The organism is Polaromonas sp., from assembly GCF_029945925.1.
Classification (GTDB): Bacteria; Pseudomonadota; Gammaproteobacteria; order Burkholderiales; family Burkholderiaceae_C; genus Polaromonas.
In genome coordinates this window covers 174,270-197,093 of the sequence record NZ_JAQSDN010000039.1, presented here as the reverse complement: position 1 = coordinate 197,093, position 22,824 = coordinate 174,270, and the positions used below count along the sequence as shown (strand labels likewise).

Annotated in this window: 21 protein-coding genes; 8 read left to right on the top strand and 13 right to left on the bottom strand. The window is 63.5% G+C overall.

The genetic code is table 11. The features are described from left to right. Positions 1–60 precede the first annotated feature (60 nt). The 5 genes from rfbC to PSV40_RS12285 all read right to left on the bottom strand — a co-directional run bounded on the left by rfbC (position 61) and on the right by PSV40_RS12285 (position 5,613). Complete coding sequence (rfbC, locus tag PSV40_RS12305; RefSeq protein WP_300537836.1) at positions 61–606, bottom strand: dTDP-4-dehydrorhamnose 3,5-epimerase; 546 nt, start codon at positions 604–606, stop codon at positions 61–63. After that, complete coding sequence (gene rfbA / locus PSV40_RS12300; RefSeq protein ID WP_300537835.1) at positions 603–1,490, bottom strand: glucose-1-phosphate thymidylyltransferase RfbA; 888 nt, start codon at positions 1,488–1,490, stop codon at positions 603–605. Before rfbA ends, rfbC begins: the two co-directional genes overlap by 4 nt. A 10-nt stretch (positions 1,491–1,500) precedes the next feature. Then, entirely contained in the window at positions 1,501–2,397 is an 897-nt protein-coding gene (gene rfbD, locus PSV40_RS12295) for a dTDP-4-dehydrorhamnose reductase (protein WP_300537833.1), read from the bottom strand. Further along, positions 2,394–3,464 carry a dTDP-glucose 4,6-dehydratase gene (gene rfbB, locus PSV40_RS12290; RefSeq protein WP_300537831.1) on the bottom strand — a complete coding sequence of 357 codons (1,071 nt, stop codon included), beginning with the start codon at positions 3,462–3,464 and terminating at the stop codon, positions 2,394–2,396. The genes rfbD and rfbB overlap by 4 nt, the downstream gene beginning before the upstream one ends. Before the next feature lie 151 nt (positions 3,465–3,615). Continuing rightward, positions 3,616–5,613: an SDR family oxidoreductase gene (locus PSV40_RS12285; protein ID WP_300537829.1), complete on the bottom strand. Its 1,998-nt coding sequence runs from the start codon at positions 5,611–5,613 to the stop codon at positions 3,616–3,618. Positions 5,614–5,835: 222 nt separating this feature from the next. On the opposite strand from PSV40_RS12285, the gene PSV40_RS12280 reads away from it, so the two are divergent. The 3 genes from PSV40_RS12280 to PSV40_RS12270 all read left to right on the top strand — a co-directional run bounded on the left by PSV40_RS12280 (position 5,836) and on the right by PSV40_RS12270 (position 8,235). After that, on the top strand, positions 5,836–6,357 hold the full coding sequence (locus tag PSV40_RS12280; protein ID WP_300537827.1) for a phasin family protein: 522 nt from the start codon (positions 5,836–5,838) through the stop codon (positions 6,355–6,357). Between the two features lie 384 nt (positions 6,358–6,741). Further along, the gene (locus tag PSV40_RS12275) at positions 6,742–7,443 is read left to right on the top strand and encodes a TetR/AcrR family transcriptional regulator (RefSeq protein ID WP_300537825.1); all 702 of its coding nucleotides are present in this window, start codon (positions 6,742–6,744) and stop codon (positions 7,441–7,443) included. A gap of 18 nt (positions 7,444–7,461) precedes the next feature. Continuing rightward, positions 7,462–8,235 carry a hypothetical protein gene (locus PSV40_RS12270; RefSeq protein WP_300537823.1) on the top strand — a complete coding sequence of 258 codons (774 nt, stop codon included), beginning with the start codon at positions 7,462–7,464 and terminating at the stop codon, positions 8,233–8,235. Between the two features lie 78 nt (positions 8,236–8,313). Here PSV40_RS12270 and PSV40_RS12265 read toward each other — a convergent pair whose 3' ends face one another. Genes PSV40_RS12265 through PSV40_RS12240 form a run of 6 tightly spaced genes read right to left on the bottom strand, consistent with a single transcriptional unit; the run spans position 8,314 to position 14,623 of the window. Then, the gene (locus PSV40_RS12265) at positions 8,314–9,411 is read right to left on the bottom strand and encodes a M14 family metallopeptidase (protein ID WP_300537821.1); all 1,098 of its coding nucleotides are present in this window, start codon (positions 9,409–9,411) and stop codon (positions 8,314–8,316) included. Continuing rightward, positions 9,408–10,604, bottom strand: coding sequence for a M20 aminoacylase family protein (locus tag PSV40_RS12260; RefSeq protein ID WP_300537819.1), 1,197 nt, complete (start codon positions 10,602–10,604; stop codon positions 9,408–9,410). The genes PSV40_RS12265 and PSV40_RS12260 overlap by 4 nt, the downstream gene beginning before the upstream one ends. 34 nt (positions 10,605–10,638) lie before the next feature. Then, complete coding sequence (locus tag PSV40_RS12255) at positions 10,639–11,298, bottom strand: HAD family hydrolase (RefSeq protein WP_300537817.1); 660 nt, start codon at positions 11,296–11,298, stop codon at positions 10,639–10,641. Continuing rightward, on the bottom strand, positions 11,286–12,833 hold the full coding sequence (locus tag PSV40_RS12250; RefSeq protein ID WP_300537815.1) for a glycosyltransferase family 39 protein: 1,548 nt from the start codon (positions 12,831–12,833) through the stop codon (positions 11,286–11,288). The genes PSV40_RS12255 and PSV40_RS12250 overlap by 13 nt, the downstream gene beginning before the upstream one ends. Positions 12,834–12,845: 12 nt before the next feature. Beyond that, positions 12,846–13,769 carry a lysylphosphatidylglycerol synthase transmembrane domain-containing protein gene (locus PSV40_RS12245; protein WP_300537851.1) on the bottom strand — a complete coding sequence of 308 codons (924 nt, stop codon included), beginning with the start codon at positions 13,767–13,769 and terminating at the stop codon, positions 12,846–12,848. Next, entirely contained in the window at positions 13,769–14,623 is an 855-nt protein-coding gene (locus PSV40_RS12240; protein WP_300537813.1) for a decaprenyl-phosphate phosphoribosyltransferase, read from the bottom strand. Before PSV40_RS12240 ends, PSV40_RS12245 begins: the two co-directional genes overlap by 1 nt. A gap of 114 nt (positions 14,624–14,737) precedes the next feature. On the opposite strand from PSV40_RS12240, the gene argE reads away from it, so the two are divergent. After that, positions 14,738–15,925 carry an acetylornithine deacetylase gene (gene argE / locus PSV40_RS12235; RefSeq protein ID WP_300537812.1) on the top strand — a complete coding sequence of 396 codons (1,188 nt, stop codon included), beginning with the start codon at positions 14,738–14,740 and terminating at the stop codon, positions 15,923–15,925. 124 nt (positions 15,926–16,049) lie between these two features. Here the strand turns inward: argE and PSV40_RS12230 are convergent, their stop codons facing one another. After that, positions 16,050–17,183, bottom strand: a complete 1,134-nt coding sequence (locus PSV40_RS12230) for an ABC transporter substrate-binding protein (RefSeq protein ID WP_300537810.1) — start codon at positions 17,181–17,183, stop codon at positions 16,050–16,052. A 137-nt stretch (positions 17,184–17,320) separates the two neighbouring features. Next, positions 17,321–17,563: a hypothetical protein gene (locus PSV40_RS12225; RefSeq protein ID WP_300537808.1), complete on the bottom strand. Its 243-nt coding sequence runs from the start codon at positions 17,561–17,563 to the stop codon at positions 17,321–17,323. Between the two features lie 205 nt (positions 17,564–17,768). On the opposite strand from PSV40_RS12225, the gene PSV40_RS12220 reads away from it, so the two are divergent. From PSV40_RS12220 to PSV40_RS12205, 4 genes are read left to right on the top strand one after another with little or no spacing between them, the layout of a single operon-like run. Then, the gene (locus PSV40_RS12220; protein WP_300537807.1) at positions 17,769–19,883 is read left to right on the top strand and encodes a molybdopterin oxidoreductase family protein; all 2,115 of its coding nucleotides are present in this window, start codon (positions 17,769–17,771) and stop codon (positions 19,881–19,883) included. A gap of 5 nt (positions 19,884–19,888) precedes the next feature. After that, complete coding sequence (locus PSV40_RS12215) at positions 19,889–20,998, top strand: aminopeptidase (RefSeq protein WP_300537806.1); 1,110 nt, start codon at positions 19,889–19,891, stop codon at positions 20,996–20,998. Further along, positions 20,991–21,317: a polyhydroxyalkanoic acid system family protein gene (locus PSV40_RS12210; protein WP_300537804.1), complete on the top strand. Its 327-nt coding sequence runs from the start codon at positions 20,991–20,993 to the stop codon at positions 21,315–21,317. Before PSV40_RS12215 ends, PSV40_RS12210 begins: the two co-directional genes overlap by 8 nt. Beyond that, positions 21,314–22,519 carry a CaiB/BaiF CoA-transferase family protein gene (locus tag PSV40_RS12205; RefSeq protein ID WP_300537802.1) on the top strand — a complete coding sequence of 402 codons (1,206 nt, stop codon included), beginning with the start codon at positions 21,314–21,316 and terminating at the stop codon, positions 22,517–22,519. The genes PSV40_RS12210 and PSV40_RS12205 overlap by 4 nt, the downstream gene beginning before the upstream one ends. Positions 22,520–22,824: the final 305 nt, after the last annotated feature.

The following is a 22,824-nucleotide window of genomic DNA, read 5'->3' as shown; positions in this document are numbered from 1 at the left end:
CAGATCGCCGCATCAACCGCCCTTCAGGCTCATACCTGAATTGGAAAATACTGCCAGCTGTCAAATGGGTAGCAAGGCTGCGTCCAGCGACACGCCCAAGCGGTCCTTGGCAGAAAGCAGAGGCTCGACGTCAAGTGGCCACTGGATGTCCAGGGTCGGATCATTCCAAGCAATGCAGCGCTCCAGCGCAGGCGCATAGTAATCGGTGGTCTTGTAAAGGAAATCGGCGCTATCACTGAGCACCAGAAATCCGTGTGCAAGACCAGGCGGCACCCAGAGTTGGCGGTGGTCGTGTTCGTTGAGTTCCAGGCCAAACCACTTGCCAAAACTCGGTGAGGCCGGCCGGATATCCACAGCCACATCGAAAACCTTGCCACGCACGACCCGCACCAGCTTTCCCTGCGGCTGGCCTGACTGAAAATGAAGGCCGCGCAAAACGCCTTTTTCTGAACGACTGTGGTTGTCCTGGACGAAAGTGAAATCGGTGCCGGTAGCGGCATTGAATTCGCGCTGATTAAAGCTCTCAAAAAAGAAACCACGCGAATCGCCAAATACACGGGGTTCAATGATCAACACATCTGCAACAGTGGTCGGTGTCACCTTCATGGCTGGGTCCGCTCCTTCAGCAAACGCAGCAAATATTGGCCATAGCCGTTCTTGGCTAGTGGTGCAGCCAACCTCTCAAGCTGGGCAGCATCGATGAAGCCATTGCGCCACGCGATTTCTTCCAGGCATGCGATCTTGAGGCCTTGACGATGTTCGAGGGTTGCAATGAACTGCCCGGCCTCAAGCAGGCTGTCATGGGTGCCGGTATCCAGCCATGCATACCCACGCTGCATGATCTGCACATTGAGCCGGCCTCGCTCCATGTAAGCCTGGTTGACGGTGGTGATTTCGAGCTCGCCCCTGGCACTTGGCTTGATAGACCTGGCGATCTCGACAACCTGGGCATCATAGAAATAAAGACCGGTGACGGCATAACTGCTTTTCGGCGCAGACGGCTTTTCCTCGATACTGCTGACCTTGCCAGCCGCGTCGAAGGCCACGACACCGTAACGCTCTGGGTCCTGCACATGGTAGGCAAACACCGTCGCGCCCGCTGGTTGGGCATCGGCTTCCCTCAGCAGCTTTTGCAGGTCATGCCCGTAGAAGATGTTGTCGCCCAGCACCAGTGCACTGGGCGCGCCGTCCAGAAACTTTTCACCGATGATGAAGGCTTGTGCCAGTCCGTCCGGACTGGGCTGGACGGCGTACTGGAGTTTCATGCCCCATTGCGACCCGTCGCCCAGAAGTTGCTCGAACCTCGGTGTGTCCTGCGGGGTGCTGATGATCAGTACCTCGCGGATGCCGGCAACCATCAGCGTACTGAGCGGGTAGTACACCATAGGCTTGTCATACACCGGCAGCAGCTGCTTGCTGATAGCGAGCGTCGCGGGATGGAGCCGGGTGCCGGAGCCGCCAGCGAGGACAATGCCTTTGCGTTGTGTCATGAATGGGATTTCAGGTAATTTCGGTGAGCATCCGGGCAACACCCTGCTGCCATGTGGGAAGGTACAGGCCAAAGCTGTCCTGCAGTTTAGCGGTGTTCAGGCGGGAGTTATGGGGACGCACGGCCGGCGTGGGGAAGGCTGCCGTCGGGACCGGGTCCACGGTAGAAGAGGAAGCCTTGAGGGCCAGGCCGGCCCAGGACGCGCACTCGAGCACGAAGCGCGCATAACCATGCCAGGAGGTTTCACCGGCAGCTGCCACATGATAAATGCCGGCAAAACGCCCTGCGGCGCCGGTCAGTGCGCTGCGCACCATGTGAGCCGTGACGTCAGCCAACAACTCTGCACCGGTCGGTGCACCGAACTGGTCGTCGATCACCGTCAGGTGATCACGCTCTTTGGCCAGGCGCAGCATTGTTTTGGCAAAGTTGCCCCCGCGCGCCGAATAAACCCAACTGGTTCGTAAAATCAAGTGCTTTGCGCACCGGGCCACAATACGCTGCTCGCCTTCGAGCTTGGTCCGGCCATACACATTGAGTGGGCCGGTCGGGGCGCCTTCTTCCCACGGTTGGCTGCCGCTGCCATCGAAAACATAATCGGTCGAATAATGAACCAGCCACGCGCCAACGGCGCTGGCGGCTTCGGCGAGCACGCCCGGCGCTTCTGCGTTCACTGCATATGCGGTCGCAGCATCGCTTTCGGCTTTGTCAACAGCGGTATAGGCCGCTGCATTGACGATGACGTCAGGCTGCATCTGGCGCACTGTGGCACTGATTCCGGCCAGATTGGCGAGATCGCCACACAGGCCCGTGCTGTGCCGGTCCAGCGCGACAAGTTCGCCCAAAGGCGCCAGGCTGCGCTGCAACTCCCAGCCCACCTGGCCGTTTTTTCCAAGAAGCAGGATTTTCATGCAGCGGTTACGCCAGCGTAATGGGTGTCCACCCAGTCCCTGTAAGCCCCGCTTTGAACATGCGCCACCCACTCCGCATGGGCCAGGTACCACTGCACCGTCTTGCGTATGCCGGTTTCAAAGGTTTCCGCAGGCTTCCAGCCCAACTCGCGCTGGATTTTTCCGGCGTCGATGGCGTAGCGGCGGTCATGACCCGGGCGGTCCTTGATATAGCTGATCTGCTCGCGGTAATGTTTTCCATCGGAGCGCGGCCGAAGTTCGTCGAGCAGGTCGCAGACGATGTTCACAATGGCGATGTTGGGCTTTTCGTTCCAGCCGCCCACGTTGTAGACCTCGCCCGCCCTGCCGGCTTCGAGCACGCGGCGGATCGCGCTGCAATGGTCTTTCACATAAAGCCAGTCGCGCACCTGCATGCCGTCGCCGTAGACCGGCAGGGGTTTGCCGGCCAGCGCGTTGACAATCATCAGGGGAATCAGCTTTTCGGGGAAATGGTAGGGACCGTAGTTGTTGCTGCAGTTGGTCGTGAGCACCGGCAAACCGTAGGTGTGGTGGTAGGCCCGCACGAGATGGTCGCTGGCGGCCTTGCTGGCTGAATAGGGGCTGTTGGGCTCGTACCGGTGCGTCTCTGTAAAGGCGGGTTCCGTGGGTGCGAGTGAGCCGTACACCTCGTCGGTCGACACATGCAGGAAACGAAAGCCGGCCTTGGCCTCAACGCCCAGGCCACTCCAGTGGGCCCGAACCGCCTCCAGCAAGCGGAAAGTGCCGACGATGTTGGTCTGGATGAAATCTTCCGGGCTTGAGATGGACCGGTCGACATGGGATTCGGCCGCAAAATTGATGACGGTGCGCGGCTGGTGCCGGGCCAGCAGTTCACCCACAAGCGCGCTGTCACCAATGTCGCCCTTGATGAAAACATGCCTCGGATCGTCCCGCAATGTCGCCAGGGTTTCCATGTTGCCGGCGTAAGTGAGTTTGTCCAGATTGATAACCGGCTCGTCATGCCCGGCCAGCCAGTCAAGAACAAAATTGGCGCCAATGAAACCCGCGCCTCCGGTAACCACAATCATGAGCCTGTCCCTCTATGTCTCTATGCGCCTGCGCCGCTTGACGCCCGCTTGCATTATGCCTTTGGCGCTCACGCCGCCCCAACTCCGCCGCCAGCAGCACAAACAAAAAATCGCCCTCTGGGAACGATTCTTTTTTCAGACCGCACGACGGTCAGAAGTGAATGCCCCGCATCATCTGCTGCAGCGCCACAGCCTCGGGTGATAGTGTCTGCTTGACCGGTTTGTCACCCGGCTTCGCGCCCTTGGCGGCCGACGAGTCGGGAAACATGCGAAAGCTGGTGTTCATGGCGATTTGCGCCACGCGCGGCAGCAGGGCATGCAGCACCTGGCCGGCAATGCCCAGGCGGGTGGCGATGCGCACCGGCTTGAAGATGCAGGCCTGGGCCACCAGGTCGGCAGCCTCTTCAGGGCTCAAGGTCGGTACGTTGTTGTACAGGTTGGTCGGGGCGATCATCGGTGTGCGCACCAGCGGCATGTTGATGGTGGTGAAGGTGATGCCCTGATCGGCAAACTCGCTGGACGCGCAGCGTGTCCAGGCGTCCAGAGCCGATTTGGATGCCACGTAGGCCGAAAAGCGCGGGGCATTGGTCAACACGCCGATTGAGCTGATATTGACGACATGGCCCTTGTGTCTGGCGACCATGCCGGGCAAAAAGCCCATGGTGACCCGCAGGCAGCCGAAGTAGTTGAGCTGCATGGTGCGCTCGAAGTCATGAAACCGGTCATAACTGGCCTCGATGGCGCGGCGAATGGACCTGCCCGCGTTGTTGATGAGGAAATCAACGCCGCCGTGTTTTTCGATCAGCGTCTGCACAAAGCGGTCGCAGTCGGCCATGTCGGCAATATCTACCGGGTAGGCGATGAAGTGGTAACCCCTGGCCCGGGCCTCCTTGCAGGCCTCGTCGAGCTTGTCCTGGTCGCGGCCGCAGATGAGGGTGATCGCGCCGGCTTCGGCAAACTTGTGGGCCGCCGCCAGGCCAATGCCCGAGGACCCGCCGGTGATCAGCACCACCTTGCCGCTGACGGTGCCCTTGAGCGATCGGTCGATGTGCAGGTCGGGGTCGAGGTGACGCTCCCAATAGTCCCAGACGCGCCAGGCATAGTCTTTCAGGTTGGGACATTCCACGCCTGAGCCTTTCAGTGCTGCCAACGTTTCGCGGCAGTCAAAACGTGTCGGGTAGTTGACGAAGGTCAGCATGTCCTCGGGCAGGCCGAGGTCGGCCATGATGGCATTGCGCACGCGGCGCACCGGCGCCAGGGCCATCAGGCTTTTCTTGACGCTGCGCGGGATGAACCCGAGCAGGGCCGCATTGACGAACAGGTTCATCTTGGGCGCATGCGCGGCCCGGCTGAAGATGTCGAGCACGTCGCCGACGCGATACCCCACCGGATCGACCAGGTGGAAGCATTTTTTGGCAATGCTGGCCTTGTGGCTGATGACGTCCAGGGCATCAACCACAAAATCGACCGGCACGATGTTGATGCGGCCCCCCTCCAGGCCCACCGCCGGCATCCACGGCGGCAGCAGCTGGCGCATGCGCTGGATCAGCTTGAAGAAGTAATAAGGCCCGTCGATCTTGTCCATCTGGCCGGTGGTGCTGTCGCCCACCACCATGGCCGGGCGGAACACGGTCCAGGGCACCTTGCACTCCCTGCGCACGATTTTCTCGCTCTCGTGCTTGGTCATGAAATACGGGTGTTCGTAGTTCTCGGCCTCCTCGAACATGTCCTCGCGGAATACGCCTTCGTACAGTCCGGCTGCGGCGATGGAACTCACGAGGTGGAAATGCCCGGCCTCGATGGCCTTGGCGAACTCGACCGTGTGGCGGGTACCGTCCACATTGACGGCAATCTGGCTTTCCTCGTCGGCGCTCAGATCGTAAACAGCCGCGAGATGATAGAAATGGTCAATCTGGCCTTTGAGCTTTTTGGCGTCTTCGCTCGAGACACCGAGTTTCTTCGCCGTGAGGTCGCCATGCACTGGAACGGCCCTGGCGGCGCTGACGCCCCAGTACTCGCGCAAGGCATCGACCTTGCCGGCACTTTCCTTGCGGATGAGGAAATACACCGTCGCACCCTTGCGCGCCAGAAGCTTTTTGACCAGCCGTTTACCGATGAAGCCAGTGGCTCCCGTGACGAAATACTGCATTGTGTTCTCCGCAAGATAACTCCGAACTCAGGGATTCTTGCCCAAGCTCCATTGCCTGCCGGTCAGCAGAAACCCGCGCTCGCCCCGTTTTCCATAAAGGCGGGTCACTAGCGTTTTAGGAGCAAACACCTAATCCTGCACCTCCGCAGCGCTTATATTTTCATAACCGTGTCGCCCAATGGCGGCGCCAACCAGCCATCCACCTATCGACAGGAGTCCACCATGGTCAAGAAACTGCAAAAAATGAGCGCCGACAAAAAATCCAGCCCCCAACTCTCGGGCGCCGTGAAGGAGTCGGCCCAGCAGATCTGGCTGGCCGGCCTCGGGGCTTTCTCCAAGGCCCAGGAAGAAGGCGGCAAGGTGTTCGAGACCCTGGTCAAGGAGGGTCTGTCCATCCAGCGCAAGACGCAGGCTGTTGCCGAAGAAAAAATATCCACTGCCACCAACAAGATGGCCACCATGGCGACAGACATCACCTCGAAAGCCGGCACCCAGTGGGACAAGCTCGAGAACATTTTTGAAGAACGCGTCGCCAAGGCCCTGAACAAGCTGGGCGTGCCCTCTGCCAAGGACGTGGAAGCCCTCATCACACGGATCGATGAGCTCAACAAAAATGTGCAGAAGATGGGCGCGAAACCGGCTGCCTCGAAAGCAGCGCCCCGTGCTGCAGCAAAACCCGCCGCCGGCAAGACCGCGGCACGCAAGCCAGCCGCCAAGCGCGCGCCGGCTCGCAAGTCGGCCTGATACCTGACACCTCGAGCCCCCGAAGGGCGTTGACGCGTCCTTTTTTTTGTCCCCTCACCCCCTTACCCCGTCCCTCTCCCAAGGGGCGAGGGTGAGCGCCGTCCAATTCACTGTCGTGTATTTGGAAAAGATCGAAACTACTCAGGTCGCCGCATGCAGCACGCTTTTCTTGCCCCCTCGCCCTCTGGGAGAGGGTTGGGGTGAGGGTCAGCAAGCCACAACAGACGATAGTTCTACGCACACGCCGCTTGCCCTCACCCCCGCCCTCTCCCAGGGGGAGAGGGAGTAAAACCAGCCCAAACCACCTGAGAAGTTACAAAAGATCAATAATTCCAACACCCGGGTGAGTGGGTTAGAGTCGAACAAAAATACGAGGTAGACACCATGGCGAAAAAAGCGCCGCGCCGAACTGCTGAACGCATCCTGGAAGTGACGCTTGATCTGTTCAACCGTTTTGGCGAACCCAATGTCTCGACCACGCTGATATCGGCCGAACTGGGCATCAGCCCCGGCAACCTCTACTACCACTACCCCGCCAAAGACGAGTTGATCAACTCGCTGTTCGACCGCTATGAGCGCGCCCTGAGCGAGCTGCTCAATGCCAGCGACAGCGTGCGTGATGTCGAGGACGCCTGGTTTTTCATGCACACGCTGTTCGAACTGATCTGGCAATACCGCTTCCTGTACCGCGACCTCAACGACCTGCTCAGCAAAAACCGGCGGCTCGAGACCCACTTCCAGTGGGTGCTGAAAAACAAGACCCGCTCGGTCAAAACCATGCTTGACAGCATGAGTCGGGCCAACACCGTCAGCATCGACTCGCGCGAAGTCGAGGCCACAGCCACCAGCATGGTGGTGGTGCTGACCTACTGGCTGAGTTTCGAATATGTGCGCGACCCGCGCCATGCGCTGGAGCCGGAAAACGCCCAGGCCGCCCTGCTGCGCGGCGCGCACCATGTCCTCAACTTGTTGATTCCCTACCTCGAGCAGGGCCAGCGCATGCACCTGCAGGCCTTGGTGGGGGCCTACACCAGCCCCGCCGGACCCCCGACTTATCAGCCAGCCAACAATAAGAATTTGTTCTAAATTCCAAGGAGACGACCAATGGCCAAATGGACTGCCTTCCCCCACGCTGGTGACTACGCCTTCGATGCCGCCAGCCTGAAGAAAAACTGGGCCCGCCTGCACCAGGGGGACTGCGAGCCCCTGCCCAAGGACGCCGCCGCGCTGCAGGCCTGGGTGCCGTTCCACAACGGCGAATTCCAGCAGGCCGTCGAAGCAGGTTTGAAGGCAGGCGGCGCCGGCATCACCGTGGCCAACAAGGCCACGTCCATTTACGCCAACTACCTCGAGAACAGGGAAAAGACCAAGCTCGAGCTGTTCATGGAAGTCGCCCAGCGCGCCGAGGCCCAGCAGGCCGCCGACCCCCAGAACGCCAACGCCTGGTACTGGCAGGCGTACGCCCTCGGGCGCTACAGCCAGGGCATCAGCGTGGCCAAGGCGCTCGCCCAGGGCTTGGGCAGCAAGGTCAAGAACGCGCTGGAGCAGGCCATCAGGCTCTGCCCCAACCATGCCGACGCGCATATTGCGCTGGCCGCCTTTCACGCCGAGGTGATTGACAAGGTCGGCTCCCTGATCGGCGGCATGACCTACGGCGCCAGGAAGGACGTGGGCCTGTCCCTGTTCAAGGAGTCCCTCAAGCTCAACCCGGGCTCGGCCATCGCCATGATCGAATATGCCAACGGCATGGTGATGCTCGAAGGCGACAAGCGGATGAAAGAGGCCACCAAGCTCTACGAGCAGGCCGCCGCCAGTACCCCAGTGGACGCGATGGAGCGGCTCGACGTGGAAATGGCCAAGGCCGAACTGGAAGACTGAGCCACAAAAAAAAAGCGCATCCGCTATATTTTTTATAGCTGAATGCGCCCGTCCATCAAGGGCTAGAGCCCGAAAAGACTATGAAGCCAGCCCGTCCACCGCCTGGAGCAGCGACTCCCGGGCCTGGCTGATGATCTGGTCTTTCCACGCGTCGGTGTCCACGTAAAACGCATCCATCATCTGCTGCTTGATCTGCGCGGTCAGCGCCGCTGGCGCATCGCGGTGGACGTTGAGCCAGTGTTCGGCGCGCAGCGCCTGCATCATCTCGAAGGGCGGCAAGGTGCCATACTCCATCGCGATGCCGGTGTATTCGGCGTCGGGACACTCGTCGTAGATCGAGGTCCACATCAGGCCCGTCAGGAAGGCCGAGCTCGACGAGCCGTCGTAAATCGAGGTCACCGGTGTCGCGCCGCCACCGCCCCACCAGGCGCGTGCCCGCTCCAGCGCCGCCTTGTCATCGCGGCAGGCGCAAATGCGTTCGCCGACACCGCTGGGGCCCAGGCCGGTGTGAACGTCAATCCATGCCACCCGCCTGGCCTGGCGCGCACGGGTCTGCAGCACTTTGCGCAGGGTCTGGTTGCTCCAGGTCGGCGCGGTGCCGCCGAAAAACAGGCCCTCGGGGAATTCATGCTGGCCGCGCGTGATCGCTGCCTGGTAGGCGTCCATGCCGCGGCTGCCGATGTAATGGTCGGTGGCCACCTTGTTGTCGTCGTTGGGCGGCCACTGGTCGGGCAGCAACAGCGGCTGCAGCTCGCGGTAAGCCTCGTTGACGGGCAAGGTCTGCGAGAAGTCATGGAAGTTGCGGTTCAGGTCCACGTTTTCATGGGTGGTGCGCCGGATGTGCGAAAAGCCATAAGGGTTGAGCGCATGCACATACAGCACCGCCACCCCCTGCGCCCTGGCCCTGTCGCGCCACTCGGCGTCCTGCAGGGCAAACACCTGCACGCCGGAGCCGCAATACCCCTCGACGCCATGGCAGGCGCTGCTGAGGATCAGCAGCGAACGGGCGTCGGCCGGGCCGTCCAGCACCACGTCCATGGCCAGCACTTCCCCCTCGCGGCCGGCTTCGGGGTGCAGGTGCGAATCCACCTGCAGGCCGGCCGCAGCGGCCGCTTCGAGGAATTTGCCGCGCGCCTCGGCATAGGTGCCGGAAAAAGCTTCAGTCACTCCGCTCATGCCGCGTCCTGGGCCAGCCAGCTTTCGCTCAGGCGCACCCAGAAGGTGGCCCCCAGCGGAATCAGGTCGTCGTTGAAGTCATAACTCGGGTTGTGCAGCATGCAAGGCCCTCCGCCGTGGCCCATCTCGCGGTGCGCGCCGTCGCCGTTGGCAATAAAGACGTAACAGCCCGGCTTGGCCTGCAGCATGTAGGAAAAGTCTTCCGCGCCCATGGTCGGCTCCTGGGCAATCACGTTGGCCTCGCCAACGATCTCGGCCATCACCTTGCGCGCAAACTCGGTCTCCTTTGCATGGTTGATGGTGGGCGGGTAGTTGCGCACAAAGGAAAATTCGCACTGGGCATCATGCGCAGCGCAGAGGTGCTCGGCGATCTGCTGCATGCGTTTTTCGATCAGGTCCAGCACTTCCAGCGTGAAGGTGCGCACCGTGCCCTGCAGCTCGCAGCTGTCTGGGATCACATTGGTGGCCTCGCCGGCGTGGATCATGGTGACCGAAATCACACCGGCATCCACCGGCTTCTTGTTGCGGCTGATGATGGTCTGGAAGGCCTGCACCATCTGGCAGGCCACCGGCACCGGGTCGACACCGTTGTGCGGCAGGGCAGCGTGGCCGCCCTTGCCGCGAATGGTGATCTTGAACTCGTTGCTCGAAGCCATCACCGGGCCGGTGCTGGCAGCAAACTTGCCGACCTGCGTGCCGGGCCAGTTGTGCATGCCGAACACCGCGTCCATGGGGAACTTGTCGAACAGGCCGTCCTTGATCATCTCGCGCGCGCCACCGCCGCCCTCCTCGGCCGGCTGGAAAATCAGGTAAACCGTGCCGTCGAAATTGCGGTTTTTCGCAAAGTGCTGCGCGGCGGCCAGCAGCATGGCGGTGTGTCCGTCGTGGCCGCAGGCGTGCATCTTGCCCTGGGTCTTGCTGGCATGTTCAAAGGTGTTGAACTCCTGCATGGGCAGCGCGTCCATGTCGGCGCGCAGGCCGATGGCGCGGCTGGAGGTGCCGTTCTTGATGATGCCGACCACCCCGGTGGTGCCCATGCCGCGGTGAATGGGAATGCCCCACTCGGTCAATTTTTGCGCCACCACGTCGGCGGTGCGTACCTCTTCAAAACACAGCTCCGGGTGAGCGTGGATATCGCGGCGCACGGCGGCAATGCCGGCGGCCTGGGTGACGATGGAATCAATGACTTTCATGAAAACCTTTGGGTGATCAGGCCTGCCCCATCCGCTATTGTTCGGCTGGTGGGCGGACCCAGGGTTGACCTTGGTAGTGCGCATAGTCTGCCAGATTTAGCAGCGGCACGTCGCCGCGCGAATCGCCATACGCATGCAAAACAACCGACGCGGCAGGGGAGCCGCGGCCTGCGAGCCAGGCCTGCAGGCGCAGCACTTTTTCCTCGCCGTGGCAGTTGCGCGTCGCCATGCGGCCGGTGAGCGTACCCTCCCGGACTTCGAGCTCGGTGCAGAGCACCGCATCCATGCGCAGTACCTCACCCACGCCATGCAGATAAATGCCGGGCGAGGCGCTCACGATCACGCAGCCATGGCCCTGCTGCTGGTGCCAACGCAGCCGTGCCAGCGTCTCTTCCTGCCATTGCCGGGGCAGGTACTGCGCCACAAAGTCGGCCGACCAGCGCTCGATCTGCGCTACGCTGCACCCACCCAGGCTGGCCTGCAGCAAACGCGCCTTCGCCCGGTGGTTGCTGGTGAGCCGGCAGGCGTAGGCGGCCAGCCAGGGGCTGCTGCGCAGCAGGGCGAGCAGAAACCGCGGCCAGCCCAGGCTGCGGCGCAGGTAGGGAAGCAGGGTATCGCGCCGGGTCAGGGTGCCGTCGAAGTCGAAAGCGGCGACAACGACCGGCGCTTCACCCGCGGCCCCTACTTCGTGCATCGCACCTGGCCGCAAAGGCGCTCGCAAAACGGGCAGCCGGTCATGGGCAACCAGGCCGGGATGTTGTAGTAGCGGCTGTGAATGGTGGCGAGCACGCCGTTTTTATAGGCGGCGTAGTTGAAGCCCCTTCCCTCGACCGCGTAAAAGGGCACACCGTTCTGCGAAAAGCTGAGCACCTGCACGCTGTCGAAGTAAGGCCGGTACTCCTCGATGCGCGGGGCGTCCATGCGCAGGATGCGCACGGTTTTCCCCTGGTACAGCGAAAAATCAACCAGCATGTCGTCCTGCCGTGCATGGAAATTTCCCGGGCCGAACACCGGCACGTACTTGCGCAGCGTGTAGCCATAGATGGACGCGGGCGTGTAGGCACTGGCCATCAATTCCACGCCGGGAGCCGCCACCTGTTGCAGCATCTCGGCGGTCTTGTAGCTGCGAATGATTTGCGGATAGAGCTTTGTGCTTTTCCAGTTATCCAGCGAACTGGCGTAAAGGCCGGCGACCACCAGCACATGCAGGGCGGCAAACGCGGCCATGCCCAGTGCACAGGTCTTGAGTTTGTCCCACGGCAGGGCAAAGGCCAGCAGCGCAAAGCCGAAGGGGTAAAACGACAACACCCAGTGCAGCCCCACCACTTTTTTCAGCGACAGCAGCGCAAAAAACAGCAGCGGCACGACCACCACGCAGGCCAGCAGCCGTTGCTGCAGCGTCGCGGCGGCCAGCGCCCCGCGCTGCTTCCAGGTCAACCAGGCCGCCACCGGCGTGACCAGGTAGACCAGCATGGCCAGGTAGAGCAGCGGTTTGTTCCAGGCGAAGCTTTCGCCTTCGTTGCGGTTGTAGAGGTTGAACATGATGTTCGACCAGCCGTGCGACATGTTCCAGGCGATGTTGATGGCCGGGCCGGGCAAGGCGCACAGCACCAGCAACGCAAACGCCGCCCAGCGTTCGCGCCGGTAGAGCGCGAAATAAACGAGGTAGGTCAGGCCCAGCACCACCGAGAAGTACTTGGACAGAAAGGCGCAGCCCAGCGCCAGCCCCGACAGCGCGTACAGCCCCCAGGCCGTGCGATCCATGCGCTCGCGCCGCTCGGCCCGCAGCAGCAGGGCCACCGACAGCACCGACCAGAATATCAGTGGCGTGTCGGTGGTGATCAGCACGTTGAGCCAGTTGATCGGGGCCAGCCAGAAAAACAGCACGGCCCAGGCCGCACGCACGCGGTCCAGCGGGGCCAGCGCCCAAGCCACCAGGCCGCCGAGTGCCAGCGGCAGCAGGACCACCGGCAGGCGTATCGCCCAGGTCGTGTCGCCCAGTGTCGCGCGCACCAGGGCAATCAGCCAGCCGACCATGGGCGGATGGTCGTAATAACCCCAGTCGGGGTAGACGCCCCACCAGTAGAAAAAGGCCTCGTCGCCGGTGATCGGGAAGGTTGCGGAGATCCACAGCCGAAAAGCCAGCGACAACGCACCGGCAGCGACCAGCCAGCGCACCAGGAAAGGGGAAAGAAGGGGGGCAGCCGGGGCGGCGGAACGTTCAAGCATGGGCAGGAAGAATTATTTGAAACTGATGTCGCGAATGGCGGCACTATAGACCAGCGCCAGCGCACCGATGGCCACGGCCAGCCACAGGGTCAGCACCCGGACCAGCACGGTGATGCCCAGCGCCTGCGCCGCGCCGGCGCCGTGGAGCACCAGCAGGCCGGTCAGCAGCGCCTCCATGCCGCCCAGGCCCGCCGGCAACAGGGAAAGCGCGCCGCCCACCATGGCGACGGCGTAAAAACCGGCGGCCTGCAGCATGCCAATGGACAGGCCCGCCTCGCGGCACAGCAGCCAGACGGCCAGGCCCTGCGCGGCCCAGGCTACCCCGGTCAGCGCCAGCCAGACAGCCGGACGGGTCGCCAGGCACTGCCAGGCATCATGCAGCCAGGACAGCCGCAGCAACAGGCGCCGCCGGAACGCGAAAAGAAACACCAGCAGGGCGAGCGCGGCAACGCCGCTGCCCAGCGCCAGGCGGTAAGCCACGGGACCGCCCAGCGCCGCCAGCCACCAGGCCACCGGCAGACACATCAGCAGCAGGCACAGCAGGTCGGCCAGGCGTTCCGCACCGAAAACCGCCAGGCTTTGCGCCGCACTCAGCGGACGGCGCGCCAGCATCAGACCACGCGCCGCCTCGCCGATGTTGCCGGGCGTCGGCGTGAAGGTGTAACCCGCCAGGTACAGGCGCAGACCCTCCGCGAGACCAAGCACACGCCCGTAGTGGGCCATCCACATCCGCCAGCGCAGGCCGCGCAGCAGGTAGTTCAACAGGCACAGGGCGGCCGCTTGCAAGCCCGCGAGCGACCCCAGCCGCTGCAGGGTCGCCAGGGCGCTGCCTTCGCCGAAAACGGCCAGCGCCACCGCATACGCCGTGGCGGCCATGCCCAGAACCAGCAGCAGCGGCTTGAGCGGCAGGCGTGGTGCCGGCCGGGCCGGCGGCATCAAAAGCGGCGCCCCAGAAACACCAGCAGCCAGGCTGCCAGCGCCGCCAGAATCCAGGGGTCGCGCACCAGGTCGCGCGACACGTCCTCGCCACGCCCCCTGTGCACCTGGTAGGCGTACCGCAACATGGCAAAAACGACGATGGGCACGCTGTAGACCAGCCGGTTGCCGTGCTGCAGCTGCGCTTCGGCGCTGGTGGCAAAGAGGCCATAGGTCATGAGGCTGGCCGTCATGGTCACGGCCATGAACATGTCCAGCAGGGCCGGCGGGTAGTGATCGAGCACGGCGCGCTTGGCGGCCTCGTCGTGAAAGGTTTCGGCCTTGCGTTTTGAAAATCCCAGGAACAGGGCCACGAACAGGCCGGCCAGCAGCATCCAGCGCGAAGGTGGAATCCCCACCGCCAGGGTGCCGGCCAGCAGCCTGAGCATGAAGCCCGAGGCAATGATGGACACATCGACCACGGGCACATGTTTGAGCCGCCAGGAATAGGCCAGGTTCAGCGCAACGTAGATGCCAAGCAGCGCCAGCAAGGCGCCGTTGCCGGCGGCAAACGCCAGTCCCGCGGCCAGCAGCAGCGCAGCCAGCACCAGCGCCATCGCGGGCAACACGGCGCCGCTGGCCAGCGGCCGGTGGCGCTTGACCGGATGGCGGCCATCGCTGGCGCGGTCCAGCCAGTCATTGAGGATGTAGACCATGCTCGAAAAACAGCAGAACGCGGCAAAGGCCTTGAGCACGGCCAGCGCCAACGGGCCGTTGCCCCAGGTCTCGCTGAACACCAGCCCGGCAAACACAAAGGCGTTTTTCAGCCATTGGTGGGGGCGCATCAAGGTGACGAGGCGGAACAATAAACGCATGGGCGGAAGAAAGTCGGTTGGGGCGGTCGGGCGGGGCAAGCATAGACCACGTGCGCGCGGTCGGGTTCAAGCATAACCGCCCCCGCAGCGGACGCAATTGGGCCAGAATCAGGCATGACTCTCCCAAACTCCCTGTCCCCTTCCGGCCTGTCCGCTGCGGCCTTGGCGCTCGCACAAACGCTGGTGCGCATGAACACCGTCAGCCGCAACTCCAACCTGGAGCTGATCCATTTCGTGCGCGACACGCTGAAAAAGTCCGGCGTGGACAGCCGCATCACCTGGAACGCAGATAAAACCAAGGCCAACCTGTTTGCCACGCTGGGGGAAGGCAAACCTGCCGGAGTGATCCTGTCGGGCCACACCGACACCGTGCCCTGGGACGGGCAGGACTGGTCGGTCGACCCGCTGTCGGCCCTGGTCCGCGATGGCAAGCTTTACGGGCGCGGCAGCGCCGACATGAAAAGTTTCATCGCGCTGGCGCTGGCCCAGGCAGACGCCTTTTTGAACAGCCCCGCGCCTTTTGCGATTCACCTGGCACTCAGCTACGACGAAGAGGTCGGCTGTTTTGGCGTTCGTGAGCTGGTGGCCGACATGAAAGACGCCGGCATCGCACCGCTGGCCTGCATCGTGGGCGAGCCCACCAGCATGGTGCCGGCTATCGCCCACAAGGGCGTCTACCGCTACCGGTGCTGCGTGCGCGGCAAGGAAGCCCATTCGTCGCTGACGCCGCAATCGGTCAACGCCATCGAGATGGCCGCGCGGGTGGTGGGCAAGCTGCGCGACATGGCCGAAGGGTTCGAGCGCGACGAGCCGCGCTACGAGGGTTTCGATGTGCCGTTCAGCACCGCCAGCGTCGGCCAGTTCCATGGCGGCATTGCCGACAATGTGGTGCCGCGTGATGCCGAGTTCCGCTACGAATTCCGGGACCTGCCCACGGCCGACGCGGCCGCGATGCAAAAAGAGGTGCTGGCCTACGCCCGGCAAGCGGAACCAGCTATGAAAAAGATAGCGCCCGAAGCCGGCTTCAGCTTCGAGACGATTTGCGAAGTTCCGAGTTTTCTGGGTTCCGCCACTGACGCGGTGACGCGGCTGGCGCAGCGCCTGAGCGGCGAGGCGCGCACCACGCAGGTGGCGTTCGGCACCGAGGCCGGCATCTTCAAGAACTCCGGCATTTCCACCGTGGTCTGCGGACCGGGCAGCATCACGCAGGCGCACCAGCCCGACGAGTTTGTCAGCCTGGAACAGCTCGCACGCTGCGAGGCCTTCCTGCAAGGCCTGGCGGCCACGAGCGAGCTTCGCTAGGAGGCGGGCTTTCGCGCAGGCCACCGCGGAACCGGCCTTGGCCTGTCCCGAGCCTGTCGAAGGGCCGGGCCGCTGGTGGCGCGCCCCAGAGGGGGACGTGGCCGTAGGCCGCTTCGGGGGGGAGTCAGGTTCTCACGCGCCCGTCGCCGGTCAGCATGGACAACTCCACAAAGCTCGAGGCCACATGGTCGGTCGGCGAGAAGGACACGGAAAAACCACCCAGCGACTGGCTGCCTATGCCCTCCAGGCCGGCGATCAGTGACTCGCGGCTGAGCTTGCCGCTGGCGCGCTTGAGGCCCTCGACAAACAGTTTGGCGGCCACATACCCTTCCATGCTGGAGAAGTTGACCTGGGCATCCTTGCCGGCGGCCTTGACGGCATCGGCAAACTCGCGCGCAATCGGGCGCGCCGCGTTGTAGGGTGAAGGCATGACCTGGGACACCACCACGCCCGCACCGTCCTTGCCCAGCTCGTCGGCCAGCGCCTGCGTACCGACAAAAGACACGTTGTAGAACGTGCCGCCGTACCCGGCCTTGCGCGCAGCGCGTATGAAGGCGGCACAGGATTTGTAGGCGCTGATCTGCACCACGGCATCGGGGGCCGCGGCGACCAGGGTCTGGACCGCCTTGGCCACATCGACGGAATTGCGCTCCACCGTGGCCTGCGCCACCGTCTTGAGCCCCAGGCCGTTCAGGGCCAGCGTCACGCCGTCCAGACCGGCCTTGCCGTAGGCGTCGTTCTGGTAGAACACCGCGATTTTTTTCAGTCCCAGGCTGGTCAGCTGCTTGACGATCAGGCCGGTTTCGTCGTTGTACGAAGCGCGCACGTGAAAGGCGTATTTGTTGAACGGCTCGCGCAGGCCCATGGCGCCGGTGAATGGGGCAATAAAAGGCACCTTGTCCCTGGTCGCCAGCGGCAGGGCCACCAGGCTGGTCGGGGTACCGATGTAGCCAAACAGCGCAAACACGTCGTCGGCAATCAGCTTGCGGGTGTTCTCGGCGCAGCGGTCCGGCTCGTAACCATCGTCCAGGTTGCGGATTTCAATCTGGCGCTTGCCCACGCCGCCCTGGGCGTTGACCTGGTCAAAATAAACCTTGGCACCCTGGTAAAACTGGATGCCCAGTTGCGCAGCAGGACCGGTAAAGGCGGCCGACTGACCGAGGATGATCTTGCTGTCGGACTGGGCCCGGGCAATGTTGAAACCGGCCAGCATGGCGGCGCCGGCAGTGAGGGAGAGTTTTCTGCGAGAAATAAGCATGCTGACATTCTCGTCAAAGATGGGCCAGCGAATCAGCCGCCCGGCCAGGCCATCGGCCTTCTTTCGAAAACACACTACTTTAGTTTTAAGAATTAACCCTATAAAAGGTAAACCCGCTATTTTTTGTCAGCAATTTGTCAGACTCTGTCGCGGGGCCCCCACTGTTCGCGCACCCGCCCCTGCGAATCGATCAAACCGAGCCCGACCAGCCGGGAACCCACGCGGTCGTCCGCGAAGTGGCCCCTGACGGCCGTTGATGCCGCCGGCCGCGTTCGCGCTGTCGAAGTACAACTTCGCGCCCTGGTGAAAGGCTGGGCCAGCGAGGAGCCCGGGCCGGTCAGCGCCAGCGGCTGGCCGGGCACCATGCCGGTCTTGCTCACGCCGTCCTGGCTGCGCCCCGCTGTGCCTGTCAGCAGCAAGGCGGCTACGATGAGGGCTTGCCCCAGAGTCTGTAATTTTTCGTGATGTTTGCCCTGACTGAGAGGCTGAGAGTCTTTAGACGCGCTACTCGGGCACGAGCAAAAAACGCTCAGCCTCTGATTCGCAGCCGGGAACGGTTCCTTGTAAGAAAATCCAGTTCTATTTATGCCCGCCTCCATCAGCATCTCCCCTAGTGCCAACCCCGTGCAGGACGCCATCAAGGTGCGGGGCGCCTGCCCGCATGACTGCCCGGACACCTGTGCCCTGCTCACCACGGTGGAGGGTGGCGTGGCCATCAAGGTCCAGGGCAATCCCGACCACCCCCAAACCGGCGGCGTGCTCTGCACCAAGGTCTCGCGCTACACCGAGCGCAGCTACCACCCGGAACGCATCCTGCAGCCGCTCAAGCGGGTGGGGCCCAAGGGTTCGGGACAGTTCGAGCCTGTCAGCTGGGACAACGCGCTCGGTGAGATCACGACCCGCCTGCAGGCGATCGCCGCGCGCAACCCCGAAGCCATCGCGCCCTACAGCTACGCCGGCACCATGGGCCTGGTGCAGAGTGAAAGCATGGCGGCGCGCTTTTTCAACAAGCTGGGCGCCTCTCTGCTGGAGCGCACCATCTGTTCGGCCGCCGGCGGCGAGGGCCTGACGCAAACGCTGGGGCGCAAGGCCGGCATGAAGGTTCAGTTTTTTGCCGAAGCCAGGTTGATCCTCATCTGGGGCAGCAACTCGATCGCCAGCAACCTGCACTTCTGGCGTTACGTGCAGGAGGCCAAGCGCCAGGGCGCCAAAATCATCTGCATCGATCCGCGCAAGACCGAAACCGCTGAAAAGTGCCACGAACACATTGCCCTGCAGCCCGGCACCGACGCCGCACTGGCACTGGGCATCATGCATGAACTGATCGTCCACGACTGGCTGGACCACGCCTACATTGAAAGCCATACCATCGGCTGGCCCTTGCTGCGCGAGCGTGCACTGCTATGGAATCCGGGGCGCGTGGCGCAGGTCTGCGGTGTGCCTGCGGAGCAGGTCCGGTCTCTGGCGCGCGACTACGGCGAGTGCGGCGCGAACGGGCAACCGGCGGCGATCCGCCTGAACTACGGCATGCAGCGCGCGCGCGGCGGCGGCAACGCCACACGCGCGGTGGCCTGCCTGCCCGCGCTGACCGGGGCCTGGCGGCACCGCGGCGGCGGCATGCTGCTGTCGAGCTCGGGCATGTTCCCGGTCAACCAGGCCGCGCTGCAGCGGCCCGAGTTGCGTGCCGGCCGGCAGCCGCGCACGCTCAACATGATCACCATCGGCGACGACCTGCTGCGGGACAGTTCAGCGGCTTTCGGCCCGAAGATCGAGGCGCTGATCGTCTACAACAGCAACCCGGTGGCGGTGGCCCCGGAGTCTGGCAAGGTGGTGCAGGGTTTTGCGCGCGAGGACCTGTTCACCGTGGTGCTGGAGCATTTCCAGACCGACACCGCTGACTACGCCGACTTCATCCTGCCGGCCACCACCCAGCTCGAACACTGGGACGTGCACAGCGCCTACGGCCACACCGATGTGCTGCTGAACCGCCCGGCCATCGCCCCCGTGGGGCAGGCCCGGCCCAACACCGAGATCTTCCGCGGACTCGCGGCCCGCATGGGTTTTACCGACCCGTGTTTTGCGGATGACGACGAAACCCTGTGCCGCACGGCCTTCAGCCACCCGGACGGCGACAAGATTGATTTCAACGAACTGCTGGACAAGGGTTTTGCCACGCTGCCCGGCCCCGACGCGCCGTTTGCCGAGGGCCGCTTTCTGACCCCTTCGGGCAAATGCGAATTTTTCAGCGAGCGGCTCGCCGCGCAGGGACTGGACGGCCTGCCCGACCATGTGCCCAATCACGAGGTGGCCGGCACCTCGGCCAGCTACCCGCTGGCGATGATCTCGCCGCCGGCGCGCAACTTCCTGAACTCCACCTTCGTCAACGTCAAAAGCCTGCGCGACATCGAGGGCGAACCGCTGCTGGAGATCAACGCCCTGGACGCCGCCGCGCGCGGCATCAGCACCGGCAGCGTGGTGAAGGTGTTCAACCAGCGCGGCACCTACCGCTGCAAGGCCAGGGTGTCCGACCGGGCGCGCGCCGGCGTGGTGCACGGCCTGGGCATCTGGTGGCGCAAGTTCGGCCTGGACGGCACCAATGTCAACGAGCTGACCAGCCAGCACCTGACCGACCTGGGACGCGGCCCAGTGTTCTACGACTGCCTGGTCGAGGTGCAACTTGACGCCGCGCCAGCACTCTGATCTGGATGCCCTCCTTCCGGTGCTCCCCCAAAACAGCGGCCCTGCTTGCGGGCGTCCTGCTGGGCCTGTCCGGTTGCGCCAGCCTCGGTTATTACTGGCAGTCGGTCAGCGGCCATCTGCAGCTGATGAATGCCGCCCGGCCGATTGATGACTGGCTGCAGGACAGCGACACCCCCGACAAACTCAAGGCCAGGCTGGCCCTGACCCAGCAGATCCGCCGCTTTGCGGTGAACGAACTGAAGCTGCCCGACAACGCCAGCTACCAGCGCTACGCCGACCTGCGGCGCAAGGCCGTGGTCTGGAATGTGTCGGCCGCGCCGGAGTTTTCACTGACCCTGCAGACCTGGTGTTTTCCGGTCACCGGCTGCGTGGGCTACAAGGGTTATTTTGACGAGGCCCAGGCGCGCGCCGAAGCCGACAAGCTCAGCGCGCAGGGGCTGGAAGTCAGCGTTTACGGCGTGCCGGCCTACTCCACCCTGGGCTGGATGAACTGGGCCGGCGGCGACCCGCTGCTCAGCACCTTCATCGGCTACCCCGAGGGCGAACTGGCGCGGCTGATCTTTCATGAGCTGGCGCATCAGGTGGTGTATGCCGCCGGCGACATGGACTTCAACGAATCCTTTGCCACCGCCGTGGAACGCCTGGGCAGCGCACGCTGGCTGGACACCCACGGCAGCGCCGCCGTCCGCAAGGAGTACGCGCTGTACAGCGAGCGCCGCCAGCAGTTTCGCACGCTGACGCTGGGGCTGCGCCGCGAGCTCAGCGAAATTTATGAGCCAAAAACGGCCCCAGCCCCCGACCGCCGTGCGCAGGCAGCTATGAAAAGTGTAGCAATGCAGACCTTCCACACGCGTTACGCCGCCCTCAAGGCCGGCTGGGACGGCTACTCCGGTTACGACCCCTGGGTGGCCCGCACCAACAACGCCTCGCTGGGCGCGCTGGCCGCCTATGATGAACTGGTGCCGGGCTTCGAGGCGCTGTTTGCGCGCGAAGGCAGCAACTGGCCGCGGTTTTATGATGCGGTCAGGCGGCTGGCCGCCCTGCCCAAGCAGGAGCGGCACGACGCCCTCCGTCCTTCCATCACCACAAAAACCGAGGAAACACCCCATGGCTGACATCCATATCGAACGCGAGCACAGCCTGGGCCTGGCCCAGGCACGCAAGATCGCCTTCCAGTGGGCTGAACAGGTCGAGGAAAAGTTCGACATGAGTTGCACCTACGAGGAAGGCGACACCTGCGACGAAGTCAGCTTCACCCGCTCGGGCGTCAGCGGCACGCTCAAGGTGAGCAAGGACGTCTTCGAGCTTGACGCGAAGCTGGGCTTTCTGCTCGGCGCCTTCAAGGACCGGATCGAGGGCGAGATCGTGAAAAACCTCGACACGCTGCTGGCCCAGAAAAAGCCCGCCGCCAAAAAGAAGCCTGCGCCGAAATGACGGCGACGGCCCACCCGGGCCCGCTGGCGGGCCTGAAGGTGGTGGAACTGGGCCAGCTCATCGCCGGGCCCTTTGCCGCCAAGACGCTGGCCGACTTCGGCGCCGACGTCATCAAGATCGAAGCGCCCCGCACAGGTGACCCGCTGCGCAAATGGCGCCTGCTCAAAGATGGCACCTCGGTCTGGTGGCAGGTGCAGTCGCGCAACAAGCGCTCGGTGGCGCTCGATTTGCGCCAGGCCGAAGCGCAGGAGATCGTCCGCAAACTCGCGCAGGACGCCGACGTGCTGATCGAGAACTTCCGGCCTGGCGCCATGGAAGGCTGGGGCCTGGGCCCCGACGAGCTGCTCAAACTCAACCCGCGGCTCATCATGCTGCGTATCAGCGGCTACGGCCAGACCGGCCCCTACCGCGACCGCCCGGGTTTCGGCGTGGTGGCCGAAGCCATGAGCGGCCTGCGCCACCTGACCGGCGAGCCCGGCCGCGTGCCGGTGCGCGTCGGCGTGAGCATAGGCGACACGCTGGCCGCGCTACACGGCGTGATCGGCATCCTGCTGGCGCTGCAACACCGCCATGCTTCGGGCAAAGGTCAAGTCGTGGATGTGGCGCTGTACGAGGCCGTGTTCAACTGCATGGAAAGCCTGCTGCCCGAATACAGCGCCTTCGGCGCAGTGCGCGGGCCGGCCGGCAGCGCCCTGCCCGGCATCGCGCCCAGCAACGCCTACCGCTGCAGCGACGGTGGTTACGCCCTCATCGCCGGCAATGGCGACAGCATCTTCAAACGCCTGATGACGGTGATGAATCGACAGGACCTGGGCAATGACCCCGCGCTGTCCGACAACGCAGGCCGCGTGGCGCGTGTGCAGGAGATCGACGCCGCGATCGGCCAATGGACCGCCGGCCTGACGGTGGAAGAAGTGCTGACGGCGCTGGAAAGCGCCGGGGTGCCCGCGGGAAAAATCTACACCGTCGCCGACATCGCCGCCGACCCCCACTACGCCGCGCGAGGCATGCTGCAAAAAGTGCAGATGGACGACGGCTCGGAAATCGCCGTGCCCGGCTTTGTCCCCAAACTCTCAGCCACCCCCGGCAGCCAGCGCCGCAACGCGCCGGCCCTGGGCCAGGACACCGATGCGGTGCTGCGGGAGGTCGGGCTGACGGAGGCGCAGATCGGTGCGTTAAGACAGCGCGGCATTGTTGGGTGAGAGTTTTTTGCTACTTTATTGATAGCTTCTTACGACAGTGGAATAAGGGCCAGAAACACATTTTTCTATACATCATGCCAATCTAGTGAGGTTTTCGCCATTCATGCCGCCACACCGTTCATGCTGAGCCCGTCAATGCCCTTAGACAAGCTCAGGGCGAACGATAGCAGCGATAGCAGCGATAGCAGGCCCAGCGTTTAAACCCCACGTTGGCGCACAAAAATTTCGGGGTTTTATAGAATCGTCCACTGCACTTATCGCCTGAAATTAACGATCTCATACTTACCTTGGCCGTAAGTCAGGAA

What these genes read in the sequence shown, in the direction of transcription:
- PSV40_RS12275 (WP_300537825.1), top strand. Translation starts at nt 6,742, where the DNA reads ATGGCGAAAAAAGCGCCGCGCCGAACTGCTGAACGCATCCTGGAAGTG.
- argE (WP_300537812.1), top strand. Translation starts at nt 14,738, where the DNA reads ATGACTCTCCCAAACTCCCTGTCCCCTTCCGGCCTGTCCGCTGCGGCC.
- rfbC (WP_300537836.1), bottom strand. Translation starts at nt 606, where the DNA reads ATGAAGGTGACACCGACCACTGTTGCAGATGTGTTGATCATTGAACCC.
- PSV40_RS12210 (WP_300537804.1), top strand. Translation starts at nt 20,991, where the DNA reads ATGGCTGACATCCATATCGAACGCGAGCACAGCCTGGGCCTGGCCCAG.
- rfbA (WP_300537835.1), bottom strand. Translation starts at nt 1,490, where the DNA reads ATGACACAACGCAAAGGCATTGTCCTCGCTGGCGGCTCCGGCACCCGG.
- PSV40_RS12260 (WP_300537819.1), bottom strand. Translation starts at nt 10,604, where the DNA reads ATGAAAGTCATTGATTCCATCGTCACCCAGGCCGCCGGCATTGCCGCC.
- PSV40_RS12270 (WP_300537823.1), top strand. Translation starts at nt 7,462, where the DNA reads ATGGCCAAATGGACTGCCTTCCCCCACGCTGGTGACTACGCCTTCGAT.
- PSV40_RS12265 (WP_300537821.1), bottom strand. Translation starts at nt 9,411, where the DNA reads ATGAGCGGAGTGACTGAAGCTTTTTCCGGCACCTATGCCGAGGCGCGC.
- PSV40_RS12245 (WP_300537851.1), bottom strand. Translation starts at nt 13,769, where the DNA reads ATGCCGCCGGCCCGGCCGGCACCACGCCTGCCGCTCAAGCCGCTGCTG.
- PSV40_RS12230 (WP_300537810.1), bottom strand. Translation starts at nt 17,183, where the DNA reads ATGCTTATTTCTCGCAGAAAACTCTCCCTCACTGCCGGCGCCGCCATG.
- rfbD (WP_300537833.1), bottom strand. Translation starts at nt 2,397, where the DNA reads ATGAAAATCCTGCTTCTTGGAAAAAACGGCCAGGTGGGCTGGGAGTTG.
- PSV40_RS12285 (WP_300537829.1), bottom strand. Translation starts at nt 5,613, where the DNA reads ATGCAGTATTTCGTCACGGGAGCCACTGGCTTCATCGGTAAACGGCTG.
- PSV40_RS12205 (WP_300537802.1), top strand. Translation starts at nt 21,314, where the DNA reads ATGACGGCGACGGCCCACCCGGGCCCGCTGGCGGGCCTGAAGGTGGTG.
- PSV40_RS12240 (WP_300537813.1), bottom strand. Translation starts at nt 14,623, where the DNA reads ATGCGTTTATTGTTCCGCCTCGTCACCTTGATGCGCCCCCACCAATGG.
- rfbB (WP_300537831.1), bottom strand. Translation starts at nt 3,464, where the DNA reads ATGATTGTGGTTACCGGAGGCGCGGGTTTCATTGGCGCCAATTTTGTT.
- PSV40_RS12280 (WP_300537827.1), top strand. Translation starts at nt 5,836, where the DNA reads ATGGTCAAGAAACTGCAAAAAATGAGCGCCGACAAAAAATCCAGCCCC.
- PSV40_RS12215 (WP_300537806.1), top strand. Translation starts at nt 19,889, where the DNA reads ATGCCCTCCTTCCGGTGCTCCCCCAAAACAGCGGCCCTGCTTGCGGGC.
- PSV40_RS12250 (WP_300537815.1), bottom strand. Translation starts at nt 12,833, where the DNA reads ATGCTTGAACGTTCCGCCGCCCCGGCTGCCCCCCTTCTTTCCCCTTTC.
- PSV40_RS12220 (WP_300537807.1), top strand. Translation starts at nt 17,769, where the DNA reads ATGCCCGCCTCCATCAGCATCTCCCCTAGTGCCAACCCCGTGCAGGAC.
- PSV40_RS12255 (WP_300537817.1), bottom strand. Translation starts at nt 11,298, where the DNA reads ATGCACGAAGTAGGGGCCGCGGGTGAAGCGCCGGTCGTTGTCGCCGCT.